At 72.7% G+C, this 12,623-nt stretch carries 13 protein-coding genes and 1 riboswitch; of the genes, 10 read left to right on the forward strand and 3 right to left on the reverse strand.

From position 1 onward, the window contains the following. Nucleotides 1-42: 42 nt before the first annotated feature. Nucleotides 43-1,743 (forward strand): flavin monoamine oxidase family protein, encoded by a 1,701-nt coding sequence (locus tag ACH427_RS30130; protein WP_398874589.1) that lies wholly within the window; start codon nucleotides 43-45, stop codon nucleotides 1,741-1,743. 265 nt (nucleotides 1,744-2,008) lie between these two features. Here ACH427_RS30130 and ACH427_RS30135 read toward each other — a convergent pair whose 3' ends face one another. Next, nucleotides 2,009-2,698: a DUF5995 family protein gene (locus ACH427_RS30135; RefSeq protein ID WP_398874591.1), complete on the reverse strand. Its 690-nt coding sequence runs from the start codon at nucleotides 2,696-2,698 to the stop codon at nucleotides 2,009-2,011. Between the two features lie 72 nt (nucleotides 2,699-2,770). Continuing rightward, the gene (locus tag ACH427_RS30140) at nucleotides 2,771-4,174 is read right to left on the reverse strand and encodes a uracil-xanthine permease family protein (protein WP_398874593.1); all 1,404 of its coding nucleotides are present in this window, start codon (nucleotides 4,172-4,174) and stop codon (nucleotides 2,771-2,773) included. Between the two features lie 217 nt (nucleotides 4,175-4,391). Between ACH427_RS30140 and ACH427_RS30145 the strand changes: the two genes are divergently transcribed. After that, complete coding sequence (locus tag ACH427_RS30145) at nucleotides 4,392-4,838, forward strand: hypothetical protein (protein WP_398874595.1); 447 nt, start codon at nucleotides 4,392-4,394, stop codon at nucleotides 4,836-4,838. A gap of 80 nt (nucleotides 4,839-4,918) precedes the next feature. Here the strand turns inward: ACH427_RS30145 and ACH427_RS30150 are convergent, their stop codons facing one another. Then, nucleotides 4,919-6,145 (reverse strand): MFS transporter, encoded by a 1,227-nt coding sequence (locus ACH427_RS30150; RefSeq protein ID WP_398874597.1) that lies wholly within the window; start codon nucleotides 6,143-6,145, stop codon nucleotides 4,919-4,921. A gap of 170 nt (nucleotides 6,146-6,315) precedes the next feature. Then, nucleotides 6,316-6,446: riboswitch (FMN riboswitch) on the forward strand. Nucleotides 6,447-6,630: 184 nt separating this feature from the next. Here ACH427_RS30150 and ribD point away from each other — a divergent pair. The 8 genes from ribD to ACH427_RS30190 are packed head-to-tail and all read left to right on the forward strand — an operon-like array spanning nucleotide 6,631 to nucleotide 12,572. After that, the gene (gene ribD / locus ACH427_RS30155) at nucleotides 6,631-7,707 is read left to right on the forward strand and encodes a bifunctional diaminohydroxyphosphoribosylaminopyrimidine deaminase/5-amino-6-(5-phosphoribosylamino)uracil reductase RibD (RefSeq protein WP_398874651.1); all 1,077 of its coding nucleotides are present in this window, start codon (nucleotides 6,631-6,633) and stop codon (nucleotides 7,705-7,707) included. 2 nt (nucleotides 7,708-7,709) lie between these two features. Next, complete coding sequence (locus ACH427_RS30160; protein ID WP_398874598.1) at nucleotides 7,710-8,330, forward strand: riboflavin synthase; 621 nt, start codon at nucleotides 7,710-7,712, stop codon at nucleotides 8,328-8,330. Further along, nucleotides 8,327-8,992: a nicotinamide riboside transporter PnuC gene (locus ACH427_RS30165; protein WP_398874600.1), complete on the forward strand. Its 666-nt coding sequence runs from the start codon at nucleotides 8,327-8,329 to the stop codon at nucleotides 8,990-8,992. Before ACH427_RS30160 ends, ACH427_RS30165 begins: the two co-directional genes overlap by 4 nt. A gap of 53 nt (nucleotides 8,993-9,045) precedes the next feature. Continuing rightward, on the forward strand, nucleotides 9,046-10,326 hold the full coding sequence (locus ACH427_RS30170; protein ID WP_398874653.1) for a bifunctional 3,4-dihydroxy-2-butanone-4-phosphate synthase/GTP cyclohydrolase II: 1,281 nt from the start codon (nucleotides 9,046-9,048) through the stop codon (nucleotides 10,324-10,326). A gap of 40 nt (nucleotides 10,327-10,366) precedes the next feature. Continuing rightward, nucleotides 10,367-10,852 carry a 6,7-dimethyl-8-ribityllumazine synthase gene (ribH, locus tag ACH427_RS30175; RefSeq protein WP_398874602.1) on the forward strand — a complete coding sequence of 162 codons (486 nt, stop codon included), beginning with the start codon at nucleotides 10,367-10,369 and terminating at the stop codon, nucleotides 10,850-10,852. A 33-nt stretch (nucleotides 10,853-10,885) separates the two neighbouring features. Then, entirely contained in the window at nucleotides 10,886-11,158 is a 273-nt protein-coding gene (locus ACH427_RS30180) for a phosphoribosyl-ATP diphosphatase (protein WP_116210688.1), read from the forward strand. 57 nt (nucleotides 11,159-11,215) lie between these two features. Continuing rightward, a complete protein-coding gene (gene hisG, locus ACH427_RS30185; protein ID WP_398874605.1) occupies nucleotides 11,216-12,064 on the forward strand; it encodes an ATP phosphoribosyltransferase in 849 nt (282 codons plus the stop codon). Nucleotides 12,065-12,116: 52 nt separating this feature from the next. Then, nucleotides 12,117-12,572, forward strand: coding sequence for a PH domain-containing protein (locus ACH427_RS30190; protein ID WP_398874607.1), 456 nt, complete (start codon nucleotides 12,117-12,119; stop codon nucleotides 12,570-12,572). Nucleotides 12,573-12,623 lie beyond the last annotated feature (51 nt).

Consider the following 12,623-nt stretch of genomic DNA (forward strand, 5'->3'; position numbering starts at 1 on the left):
ACACCCCCCACTGTTCCCCTTTTCCGCAGGAGAGTTCAGCCGATGACGTCCATGGTGCCCAACGCCGCCCACGACGAGCCGTCGCAGCCGGCCCTGCCGCCGATCACCATGGTCGGTCCGGACTTCCCCTTCCCGTACGACGACTTCCTCGCCCACCCGGCGGGTCTCGGGCAGATACCCGCGACCGAGCACGGCGCCGAGGTCGCGGTCATCGGCGGCGGCCTCTCCGGCATCATCACGGCCTATGAGCTGATGAAGATGGGCCTCAAGCCCGTCGTCTACGAGGCGGACCAGATCGGCGGCCGGCTGCGCACGGTCGGCTTCGATGGCTGCGACCCCTCGCTGACCGCCGAGATGGGCGCGATGCGCTTCCCGCCGAGCTCCACGGCCCTGCAGCACTACATCGACCTGGTGGGCCTGGAGACCAAGCCGTTCCCCAACCCCCTCGCGCCCGACACTCCCTCGACCGTCGTCGACCTCAAGGGCGAGTCGCACTACGCGCGGACCATCGACGACCTGCCGGCCGTCTACCGCGAGGTCGCCGAGGCGTGGAACGCCTGCCTGGAGGAGGGCGCCGACTTCTCCGACATGAACCGCGCCCTGCGGGAGCGCGACGTGCCCCGCATCCGGGAGATCTGGGCGAAGCTCGTCGAGAAGCTCGACAACCAGACCTTCTACGGCTTCCTCTGCGAATCCACCGCCTTCAAGTCCTTCCGCCACCGCGAGATCTTCGGCCAGGTCGGCTTCGGGACCGGCGGCTGGGACACCGACTTCCCCAACTCCATCCTGGAGATCCTGCGCGTCGTCTACACCGAGGCGGACGACCACCACCGCGGCATCGTCGGCGGCAGCCAGCAGCTCCCGCTGCGGCTGTGGGAGCGCGAGCCCGGCAAGCTCGTCCACTGGGCGCCCGGCACCTCGCTGTCCTCGCTGCACGACGGCGAGCCCCGCCCGGCCGTGACCCGGCTGCACCGCACGGCGGGCAACGGCATCACCGTGACCGACGCCTCGGGTGACATCCGTACGTACAAGGCGGCCGTCTTCACCGCCCAGTCGTGGATGCTGCTGTCGAAGATCGCGTGCGACGACTCGCTCTTCCCCATCGACCACTGGACGGCGATGGAGCGCACCCACTACATGGAGTCGTCCAAGCTGTTCGTCCCGGTCGACCGGCCGTTCTGGCTGGACAAGGACGAGGAGACCGGGCGCGACGTCATGTCGATGACGCTCACCGACCGGATGACCCGTGGCACCTACCTCCTGGACGACGGGCCCGACAAGCCGGCCGTCATCTGCCTCTCCTACACCTGGTGCGACGACAGCCTCAAGTGGCTGCCGCTGTCGGCGAACGAGCGCATGGAGGTCATGCTCAAGTCGCTCGGCGAGATCTACCCCAAGGTCGACATCCGCCGTCACATCATCGGCAACCCGGTGACCGTCTCCTGGGAGAACGAGCCCTATTTCATGGGCGCGTTCAAGGCCAACCTGCCCGGCCACTACCGCTACCAGCGGCGCCTGTTCACCCACTTCATGCAGGACCGCCTGCCGGAGGACAAGCGCGGCCTGTTCCTCGCCGGCGACGACATCTCCTGGACAGCGGGCTGGGCGGAGGGCGCGGTGCAGACGGCGCTCAACGCGGTGTGGGGCGTGATGCGGCAGTTCGGCGGGGCGACGGATCCGGCGAACCCGGGCCCCGGCGACCTCTACGACACCCTGGCCCCGGTCGAACTCCCGGAGGACTGACCGCCTTCCGGCCGCGGTCCGGACCCCGGACCGCGCGGTGTCCTCAAGCGCCGGACAGCTGGATGTTCCGAACCGTGGCTTTCTGACCGCGGGCCCGTGGCCCGCGGCCGCAGGCCGAAGAGCCACGGCCGGCACATCCAGCCCCTCCGGCGTTTGAGGACGCGGCCGCAGGCCGCCCCCGCCGCAGGCGGCAAGACGGCCCGCGGCCGGAGGGGTCCGGGGGGACGCACCCACCGGTCTCGGGAAAGGGCGGGTCCGGGGACAGTCACCCCAGTGGGGTCAGCAGGCAGCGGCTCACCAACCCCACGCCGGAGTCGAGGCGTTCGACGAGTTCCCCGGACACGTCCGGAAGATCCCGCACCGCCCACAACCCCCGGAAGGCCGCCCAAGCGGCACCCCGCGCCGCTTCCAGGCTCCACGCCCCCACCAGATGCGTCAGTGGGTCCGCCACGTCCAGCACCTCGGGGCCCGGCGCCAAGCCGTCCCGCACCCGCTCCTCCAGAGCGACGAGCACCTCGCCCACCCGGTCGAAGTCCCCTTCGAGCGCGTACGGTTCGACGCCCAGGGCACGGCAGGTGTCGGTGAGAGCCAGCGGCAGGTCGTGGCCGATGTGGGCGTTGATGCCCGCGAGGGCGAATTGCAGGGGGCGGACGGCGGGGTGGCCGCGTAGTTGGAGGAGGGGGCGCCAGCAGGCGGGTGGGCGGCGGCCCGCCGCCGCGCCGTCGACGGCGGTCAGATAGCGCGCGGCGAAGCGTACGTCCAGCTCCGTCGCCGACACCCGGTCCGCGAACGCCCCCGCCGCGAGGCGCCGGGCGATCTCCTCGGTGACCGTGAGGTAGACGTGGTTGAAGACCGCGACCCCGTCCCGGGGCGGCAGGGTCTCCGCCAGTCGGCGCATCCGGGCCACGACGCCCTCGATACCAGCGGGTGCCGCCCGCACCTCTGCCGTCGTCATGGACACACGGTGACACGCGTGTACGCAGCGTAGGGGCGCGGGCGGCGGTGTTGACCGGAACGGATGACGAGGTCAGCGCTCGTCGCGGGTCGCGCCCTTCTCGGCCGTCGCGTCGTAGCCGCTCGTGCCCGCGTCCAGCAGCGGCTCCTGCGTCCTGAGGTGGGCCGGGGCCAGGGCGCGCAGGACGTGGTAGCCGGAGAGGACCACGATGGTGCCCAGCGCGATGCCGCTGAGCTCGAAGTTGTCGCTGACCTTGAGGCTGACGCCGCCGATGCCGATGATGATGCCGGCGGCGACGGGCACGAGGTTCAGCGGGTTGCGCAGGTCGACCTTGTTGTGGACCCAGATCTGCGCGCCGAGCAGGCCGATCATGCCGTAGAGGATGACGGTGATGCCGCCGAGCACCCCGCCGGGCACGGCCGCGACGACGGCGCCGAACTTGGGGCAGACGCCGAAGAGCAGGGCGAAGCCGGCCGCGGCCCAGTAGGCGGCGGTGGAGTAGACGCGGGTGGCCGCCATGACGCCGATGTTCTCGGAGTAGGTGGTGTTGGCCGGGCCGCCGACCGCGGTGGAGAGCATCGTGGCGGCGCCGTCCGCGGAGATCGCGGTGCCGAGCTGGTCGTCCAGCGGGTCGCCGGTCATCTCGCCGACGGCCTTGACGTGTCCGGCGTTCTCGGCGATCAGGGCGATGACGACCGGCAGGGCCACCAGGATCGCGGACCAGCCGAACGTCGGCCCGTGCAGCGAGGGCAGGCCGATCCAGTCGGCCTTGGAGACGCCGGAGAGGTCGAGCCGCCAGTGGTCGACCGCCTCCGGCCCGCCGTGCACGGAGTGGATCTTCCCGAAGACCCGGTCGAAGACCCAGGAGACGCCGTAGCCGAAGAGCAGCCCCAGGAAGATCGCGACGCGGGACCAGAACCCGCGCAGGCAGACCACGGCCAGCCCGGTGACGAGCATCGTCAGCAGCGCCGTCCACTGGTCCTGCGGCCAGTACGTCCGGGCGGTGACCGGCGCGAGGTTGAAGCCGATCAGCATGACCACGGCGCCGGTGACCACCGGCGGCATCGCCGCGTGGATGATCCGCGCGCCGAACCTCCGCACGGCCAGGCCGCTCAGGAACAGCGCCGCGCCGACCACGAAGATCGCGCCGGTGACGGCCGCGGTGCCGCCGCCCTGCGCCCGGATGATCGCGGCGACCCCGACGAAGGAGAGGCTGCACCCCAGATAGCTGGGCACCCGGCCGCGCGTCGCGAGCAGGAAGAGGATCGTCGCGACGCCCGACATCATGATCGCGAGATTGGGGTCGAGGCCCATGAGCACCGGGGCCACGAAGGACGCCCCGAACATCGCCACCACGTGCTGCGCGCCGAGCCCCGCCGTCCGCGGCCAGGTGAGCCGCTCGTCCGGTCGCACGACGGCCCCGGGTGCCGGGGTGCGCCCGTCCCCGTGCAGAGTCCAGCGCACGCCGAGGCCCATGAGTGCTCCAAATGTTCGAGGTGGGGGGAATCCGGACCATGTTAAGTGGCTCCGGCCCGTGATCCCGGCCGTCGCCGCCGGTCCGGCCGGGGCCGCTGTTGCTGCAATCGGGGCAATCAATGGTCCGTACGACTGTATGACCGTGAACCTGGGCTGTTTCTTGCTTCGCGCGAGGTATGGGTCTCTGTGTCCGATTCCTGCAATCCAGGAGACATTCATGCGTAACCTCGTCGGCCGCACCGCGGCCGCCACCGTGCTCGCCGCGGCTGCCATCGTTCCGATCGCCGGCGTGGCCCAGGCCGCTCCGGCCCACATCGCGACGGTCCAGGCGTGGAGCCACGACCATGACCACGACGGTGACCGTGGCGACCACGGCCGGGACCGTGACCACGGCCGCTGGGACCACGACCGTGACCACGGCCGCTGGGACCACGGTCGCGACCACGGCCGCTGGGACCGTGACGACTGCGACCGCGGCTGGGGCGACGGCCGTTGGGGCCACCGCCACGACCGTGACGACTGCGACGACTGGGGCTGGGGCGGCCGTGGCGGTCGCTGGGGCGAGGGCCGCTGGGGCGGCTGTGGCCACCACGAGGGTCGTGAGGGCTGGGAGTTCGGCCACCGCGGCTTCGGCGGCCTCGGCGGTCTGTTCGGCATCCTCTAACCACCGACGGCTCACCGCCGGCTGGTTCCGGGCCGTACGGGGGACCCTTCGAGGGTCCGCCGTGCGGCCCACTGCCGTGCTCACTCCAGGCCCGGTGACTCCGCCGCGGGGCTCGAACGCCCTGCCGCCGGGCCCGCGCCCACCGCTCCGCGCGCGGGAGTTCGCAGCACCCCCGCCCCCAGCACCATCCCCGTCGTCAGCACGGTGACGAGGGCGAACGACACCACGAGCGAACTGGCGTGCGCGATCTGGCCGATGGCGGCCGGCGCGATCAGGCCCGAGGCGTAGGTGATCGTGGCGACCCCGGCGATGGCCTGGCTCGGCGCCGGACCGCTGCGCCCCGCCGCCGCGAACGCGAGCGGCACCACCGCCGCGATGCCCAGGCCGATCAGCGCGAAGCCCGCGATCGCGGCCACCGGCCCGCCCGCGGAGACCACCAGCACCCCACCGGCCGTGGCAAGCGCGCCTCCCGCCCGTACGGTCCGCACCGGGCCGAGCCGGCGCACCGCCGCGTCCCCCGCGAACCGGGCCGCCGCCATCGTGCAGGAGAACGCCGTGGTGCAGGCGGCCGCGACGCCCGGCTCCGATCCGATGACGTCGCGGAGGTAGACCGCCGACCAGTCCAGGCTCGCGCCCTCCGCGAACACCGCGCAGAACCCCACCGCGCCGATGGCCAGCGCCGCCCGCGGGGGCAGCGAGAAGCGCGGCGGCGGGTGTTCCCCGGGCGCGGTCCGCAGGTCGAGCACCCACCGGCAGGTGAGCGTGCCGAGGAGCAGGAGCGCGCCCGCCGCGATCCCCAGGTGGAGGCGGGCGTCCGTGCCCGCGTGCGCCGCGACCGTGCCCGCCGCCGAACCGGCCAGCACCCCCGCGCTCCACATCCCGTGCAGCCCCGACATGATCGAGCGGCCGATCCGCTCCTCGGTCTCCACGCCCAGCGCGTTCATCGCCACGTCCGCCATGCCGGCCGTCGCGCCGTAGACACCGAGCGCCGCGCACAGCGTGAGCAGCCCGGGGGAGAGGGCGGGCAGCGCCAGGGACGCGCACCACGACGACAGCAGCAGGCGCAGCGCGGCCCGTGAACCCAGCCGGTGGCTCACCCACCCCGCGAGCGGCATCGCCGCGGACGCCCCGATCGCGGGGAACGCCAGCGCCAGCCCCAGCCGGCCCGCGTCGATCCCCGCGTGTGCCTGGATCCACGGGACACGGGTCGCGAAGCTTCCGGTCACCGCGCCGTGCACGGCGAACACCACGGCCACCGCGAGCCGCGCCCGGAACCGGACGTCCGTACCCCTCTTGTCCGCGCCCATGGAGGCGCATCCTCCCCGAACCGGGCGCGGCCGGTCGACCCCTTGCGGCGACCTATATCACCGTGGACACCGCCCCGCCCCTCGGCGTACGCTCAAAGGCGTCGAACTGACGGTGCTCCGAGGAACGCGCAGGTCAGGCTCGATGTAGCATCTACAGACAACTAGTTACGCAGCGCACTCCGGGGTCGGTGAAAGTCCGAACCGGCGGTTACAGTCCGCGACCCGTCCGCAGCCAGCGGTCGGTTGACCAGGTGAAATTCCTGGACCGACGGTTAAAGTCCGGATGGGAGGCAGTGCGCGGCGGGCACGCATACCGGCACACCGGCGTCAGGTGATCCGGCCCTCTTCAGGGGCGGACCCCTCTTTTTCGGCCTCGGCACACCCCGGTCCGCGTCCCCGCTCTTCGTCGTCCCGTACGACGGCCCCGGAGTCCGTGCCCGATGAGGCAGGAGGACCCGGTGGCCAATCAGGCCGAAACCGACGCGATGCGTCGGGCCATCGCACTCGCCGCGCGTGCCCTCGGCTCCACCAGCCCCAACCCCGTCGTCGGCTGTGTCCTGCTCGACGCGCACGGCCGCACCGCCGGTGAGGGCTGGCACCGCCGCGCCGGCGGCCCGCACGCCGAGGTCGCCGCCCTCCGGGACGCGGCTGACTCCGGCCGTGACGTCCGCGGCGGCACCGCCGTCGTCACCCTCGAACCCTGCAACCACACCGGACGCACGGGACCGTGCGCACAGGCCCTGCTCGCCGCCGGCGTGGCCCGCGTCGTCTACGCCGTCGCCGACCCCAACCCCACGGCCACCGGAGGCGCGGCCACCCTGGCCGCCGCCGGGGTCGACGCGGAGGGCGGGCTGCTCGCCGACGAGGCCGCCGCGGGCAACGCCGCCTGGCTCACCTCGGTGCTCCGCGGCCGCCCCTTCGTCCAGTGGAAGTACGCGGCGACCCTCGACGGCCGCAGCGCCGCCGCCGACGGCACCAGCCGCTGGATCACCTCCGCCGCGTCCCGCGCCGACGTCCACCGGCTGCGCGCCGAGGCCGACGCCGTCGTCGTCGGCTCCGGCACGCTGCGCGCGGACGACCCGCACCTGGCCGTCCGCGGCCGGGACGGCGTCACCCAGCCGCTGCGCGTCGTCGTCGACACCCACGCCACGGTCAAGCCCGGCGCCCGCGTCCTGGACGACGCGGCACCCACCCTGATCGCCGTCGGCGAGCACGCCGACACCCGGCACCTGCCCGGCACCGACACCGTCCGGCTGCCGCACGGCGCGGCCGGCCTCGACATCCACGCACTGCTCGCCGAGCTGCACGGGCGCGGCGTCCGCTCCGTCCTGCTGGAGGGCGGGCCGTCGCTGGCCGGCTCCTTCGTCGCCGCCGGGGCCGTCGACCGCGTCGTCGGCTACCTCGCGCCCGCGCTGCTCGGCGCCGGCCCCGCCGCCCTCGGCGACGCGGGCATCGGCACCATCGCGCAGACGCTGCGCCTGGAGGTGACCGACGTCGCCCGCCTCGGCCCCGACCTGCGGATCACCGCCACCCCCACCGCTTCCGCCCTTGAGGAGAACTGAACGTGTTCACCGGAATCGTCGAAGAACTGGGCGAGGTCGTCGCCGTGGACAGCCAGGGCGACTCCTCGGTCTTCCGGCTGCGCGGCCCGCTCGTCACCGAGGGCGCCAAGCACGGCGACTCGATCGCCGTCAACGGCGTCTGCCTCACCGTCGTCGAGACCGCCGACGGCGAGTTCACCGCCGATGTGATGGCCGAGTCCCTCAAGCGCTCCAGCCTCGGCGCCCTCGCCCCCGGCTCCCGGGTGAACCTGGAGCGGCCCATGGCACTCGGCGGGCGCCTCGGCGGCCACATCGTCCAGGGCCACGTCGACGGCACCGGCACCGTCGTGGAGCGGATCCCCGGCGAGCACTGGGAGATCGTGAAGATCGCCCTCCCGGCCGGGCTGCGCCGCTACGTCGTCGACAAGGGCTCGATCACCGTCGACGGCGTCAGCCTGACCGTGGTCGAGGCGGGCGACGACTTCTTCACCGTCAGCCTCATCCCCACCACGCTCCAACTGACCACCCTGGGCATCAAGCAGCCCGGCGACCCCGTCAACCTCGAAGTGGACGTGCTCGCCAAATACGTCGAGCGGCTGCTGGCCGACGGCGCGGTCCCGGGAGCCGGGGAGCCGGTCGCGTGAGCGCCGTGCAGTGGCTGGGCGACGAGGCGTTCTCCGCGCTCGGCCAGCGCGTCATCTGGTCCGACATGATCGGCAACAGCGTGGGCCTCCTCGCGCTCGCCCTCGGCTGGCGGCGCTCCATATGGTCCTGGCCCATCCAGCTCCTCTCCGGCGTGATCCTCGTCGCCGCCTATGCCTCGGCCCACCTCAGCGGCGGCATCGGCAAGCAACTCCTCGTCATCGGCGTCTCGCTGTGGGGCTGGCGGCAGTGGCAGCGCGGCAGGCGCGACGCCCAGGACGGCTCGATCGCCGTCCGCTTCGCGACCTGGCGCGAGCGCGGCGCCCTGCTCGCGGGCACCGCGCTCGGCACGCTCGCCGTCGGCGGCCTCTTCACCGCGGTGCCCGACCTGTCCTGGAACCCCTGGCCGGACGCGTACATCTTCGTCGGCACGCTCGCCGCGATGGTCTGCCAGGCCCGCGGCCTCACCGAGTTCTGGTTCGCCTGGCTGCTCGTGGACGTGGTCGGTGTCCCGCTCGCCTTCAGCAGCGGCCTCGCCTTCTCGGGTCTCGTCTACGTCGTCTACTTCGTCGTCGTCGTGTGGGGCATGCGTGACTGGTGGCTGCGCTCCCGCGCCCTGACGAGCGCCGCCGAGCGGGCCGCGCTGGGAGGAGCACTGTCGTGACCCGAGCGATCCGAGTGACCCGAGCGACCCGAGCGACCCAAGGAAGAGGAATGATGACCGCCGTGCAGAGCCGGCACGAGACCGAGGACCTCACCCTCGACCCGGTCGAGCGCGCCATCGCCGACATCGCGGCCGGGCGGCCCGTCGTCGTGGTCGACGACGAGAACCGCGAGAACGAGGGCGACCTCGTCGTCGCGGCCGAGAAGGTCACCACCGAGATCGTCGCGTTCATGATGAGCGAGTGCCGCGGCCTGATCTGCGTGCCCCTGGAGGAGCCGGACATCGCCCGGCTCGACCTGCCGCAGATGGTCGAGACCAACACCGAGGCGATGCGCACCGCGTTCACCGTCTCCGTCGACGCCGTCCCCGCCCACGGCGTCTCCACCGGGATCTCCGCCGCGGACCGCGCCGCCACCATCCGGCTGCTCGCCGACCCCACGACCGAGCCCGGCGACTTCGTCCGCCCCGGCCACGTCTTCCCGCTGCGCGCCCGGCCCGGCGGCGTCCTCGTGCGCGACGGCCACACCGAGGCGGGCGTGGACCTCGCCCGGCTCGCCGGGCTGCGGCCCGCCGCCGCGATCGTGGAGATCGCGGGCGAGGACGGCGCGATGCTGCGGCTGCCCGAGCTGATCCCCTTCGCCCGCAAGCACGGCCTGGCGATCATCTCCATCGAGGACCTGATCGCCTACCGCCGCTCCGCCGAACCCACCGTCCGGCGCGAGGCGGAGACCCGGCTGCCCACCGCCTTCGGCGACTTCCGGGCCGTCGGCTACCGCTCGACCACCGACGGCGTCGAGCACATCGCCCTCGTCGCGGGCGAGCTCGGCGACGGCGAGGACGTCCTCGTGCGCGTCCACTCCGAGTGCCTCACCGGCGACGTCTTCGGCTCGCTGCGCTGCGACTGCGGCCCGCAGCTGCACGCCTCGCTCGAACGGATCACCGCCGAGGGGCGCGGCGTCGTCCTCTACCTCCGCGGCCACGAGGGACGCGGCATCGGCCTGCTGCCCAAGCTGCGCGCCTACGAGCTCCAGGAGGACGGCCGCGACACGCTGGACGCCAACCTGGAACTGGGCCTGCCCGCCGACAGCCGCGACTACGCGGCGGGCGCGCGGATCCTCGCCGACCTCGGAGTGCGCTCGCTGCGGCTGATGACCAACAACCCCGACAAGACCGCCGCCCTCGTGCGGCACGGCCTGCGGGTCACCGGCCGCGAGCCGATGCCCGTCCAGGCCGGCGAGCACAACCTCCGCTATCTGCGGACCAAGCGGGACCGGATGGGGCACGACCTGCCCTGGCTCGACCCCGACCCGGTCTCCGCCTGCGGCAACCAGTAGAACCACGAACCGTCACCCGACCAGAAACCCGAGGAGAAACGTGAGCGGCAAGGGCGCCCCCGAGCTGAGTGTGCGGAACTGCCAGGACCTGCGTGTGGCCGTGATCGCCGCGCAGTGGCACGAGAAGGTGATGGACGGACTCGTCGACGGTGCCCTGCGCGCCCTGCACGACCTCGGCATCGACGAGCCGACCCTGCTGCGTGTCCCCGGCAGCTGGGAACTCCCGGTGGCCGCCAAGGCGATGGCGGGCCGTGGCTACCAAGCGATCGTGGCGCTCGGCGTCGTCGTCCGCGGCGGCACCCCCCACTTCGACTACGTGTGCCAGGGCGTCACCCAGGGCCTCACCCAGGTCTCCGTCGACACCGGCGTCCCCGTCGGCTTCGGCGTCCTCACCTGTGACGACGAGGCGCAGGCCCTGGACCGGGCCGGCCTGGAGGGCTCGGCGGAGGACAAGGGGCACGAGGCGGTCACCGCGGCCGTGGCCACCGCGGCCGTCCTCCGTTCGGTGTCCGAGCCCTGGCACTGAAGCGGCCGGGGAGCGGCGTAGGGTAGGACCACCATGTCCAAGAAGACGTTCGAGGAGCTCTTCACCGAGCTCCAGCAGAAGGCCGCCACCGGCGACCCCGCCACCTCCCGCACCGCCGAGCTCGTGGGCAAGGGCGTCCATGCCATCGGCAAGAAGGTCGTCGAGGAGGCCGCCGAGGTCTGGATGGCCGCCGAGTACGAGGGCGCCGACGCCACGGCCGAGGAGATCTCCCAGCTCCTCTACCACGTCCAGGTGATGATGGTCGCCCGGGGAATCTCCCTCGACGACGTATACGCTCACCTCTGATCAGCACCACCCCAGCACATCCCCCAAGCATTCCCACGCACAAAGGAAAACGACCTCATGCTGCGCATCGCCGTTCCCAACAAGGGTTCTCTCTCCGAGCCTGCGTCGGCGATGCTCCATGAGGCCGGCTACCGCCAGCGCAAGGACCGCAGGGAACTGGTCCTGGTCGACTCCGCCAACGACGTCGAGTTCTTCTTCCTGCGCCCGCGCGACATCGCGGTCTACGTGGGCTCCGGCAAGCTCGACATCGGCATCACCGGCCGGGACCTGCTGCTGGACTCCGGCTCGCGGGCCGAGGAGATCATGCAGCTCGGCTTCGCCGGGTCCACCTTCCGCTACGCCACCCGCCCGGGCACCGCGAAGGACGTCGGCGAGTTCGGCGGGATGACCGTCGCCACGTCCTTCTCCGGCCTGGTCACCAAGCACCTCGCCGACAACGGCGTCGACGCCTCCGTCGTCCACCTCGACGGTGCCGTCGAGACCGCCATCCAGCTCGGCGTCGCCGAGGTCATCGCGGATGTCGTCGAGACCGGCACCACCCTGCGCAACGCCGGGCTGGAGATCATCGGCGAGCCGATCCTGGAGTCCGAGGCCGTCGTCATCCGCCGCGCCGGCGCCCCGGCCGACGACCCCAAGGTCCAGCAGTTCCTCCGCCGCATGCACGGCGTCCTCGTCGCCCGCCGCTACGTGATGATGGACTACGACATCCGGGTCGAGCACGTCGAGCGCGCCGTCGCCCTCACCCCCGGCCTGGAGTCGCCCACCGTCTCCCCGCTGCACCACGAGGGCTGGGTCGCGGTCCGCTCCATGGTCCCGTCCGAGGACGCCCAGCGCATCATGGACGAGCTCTACGAGCTGGGCGCGCGCGCCATCCTCACCACCGGCATCCACGCCTGCCGCCTCTGACGGCGCCCACCCCGCACGCGAGCCCCGACGACGCCGAGAGAACCTTCACGCCGTGTCCACCCCCCTGCCGCCGCCCGGTCTTCCGGTCACCTTCCGCCCGACCGTCACCCGGGCCGTGCTGCTCGGCCTCGGCGCCGCGCTGTTCGTCGTGCTCACCGCGGGCGCCCTGCTGACCGGCAGCTTCAGCACGGGGGACCGGATCACCTTCACCACCGCCGGACTCGTCGTCTTCGGGGTCCTCGCGCTGCTCGCCCGGCCCAAGGTCGTCGCCACCGAGGACGGCGTCACCGTCGTCAACATGGCGACGACCCGCAAGCTGGCCTGGGCCCAGATCGTCCGCGTCAATCTGCGCGCCGGCGACCCCTGGGTCCGCCTCGACCTCTCCGACGGCACCACGCTGTCCGCCATGGGCATCCAGCCGGGCATCGCCAAGCAGCAGGCCATCACCCACGCCCGCGCCCTGCGGGCCCTCGCCGAGGCGCACGGGACCGGCCGGTCCGCGACCTGACCGCCGTCGACCGCCCCAAGATCGCGAGTCCTTGATTACTCTGGTGCCACG

The sequence above is a fragment of the Streptomyces sp. NPDC020379 genome, assembly GCF_044387105.1.
Taxonomy (GTDB): Bacteria; Actinomycetota; Actinomycetes; order Streptomycetales; family Streptomycetaceae; genus Streptomyces.

Coding starts and splice junctions, on each gene's coding strand:
- ACH427_RS30145 (WP_398874595.1), top strand. CDS start 4,392: ATGCGTAACCTCGTCGGCCGCACCGCGGCCGCCACCGTGCTCGCCGCG.
- hisG (WP_398874605.1), top strand. CDS start 11,216: ATGCTGCGCATCGCCGTTCCCAACAAGGGTTCTCTCTCCGAGCCTGCG.
- ribD (WP_398874651.1), top strand. CDS start 6,631: ATGCGTCGGGCCATCGCACTCGCCGCGCGTGCCCTCGGCTCCACCAGC.
- ACH427_RS30140 (WP_398874593.1), bottom strand. CDS start 4,174: ATGGGCCTCGGCGTGCGCTGGACTCTGCACGGGGACGGGCGCACCCCG.
- ACH427_RS30170 (WP_398874653.1), top strand. CDS start 9,046: ATGACCGCCGTGCAGAGCCGGCACGAGACCGAGGACCTCACCCTCGAC.
- ACH427_RS30150 (WP_398874597.1), bottom strand. CDS start 6,145: ATGGGCGCGGACAAGAGGGGTACGGACGTCCGGTTCCGGGCGCGGCTC.
- ACH427_RS30135 (WP_398874591.1), bottom strand. CDS start 2,698: ATGACGACGGCAGAGGTGCGGGCGGCACCCGCTGGTATCGAGGGCGTC.
- ACH427_RS30180 (WP_116210688.1), top strand. CDS start 10,886: ATGTCCAAGAAGACGTTCGAGGAGCTCTTCACCGAGCTCCAGCAGAAG.
- ACH427_RS30130 (WP_398874589.1), top strand. CDS start 43: ATGACGTCCATGGTGCCCAACGCCGCCCACGACGAGCCGTCGCAGCCG.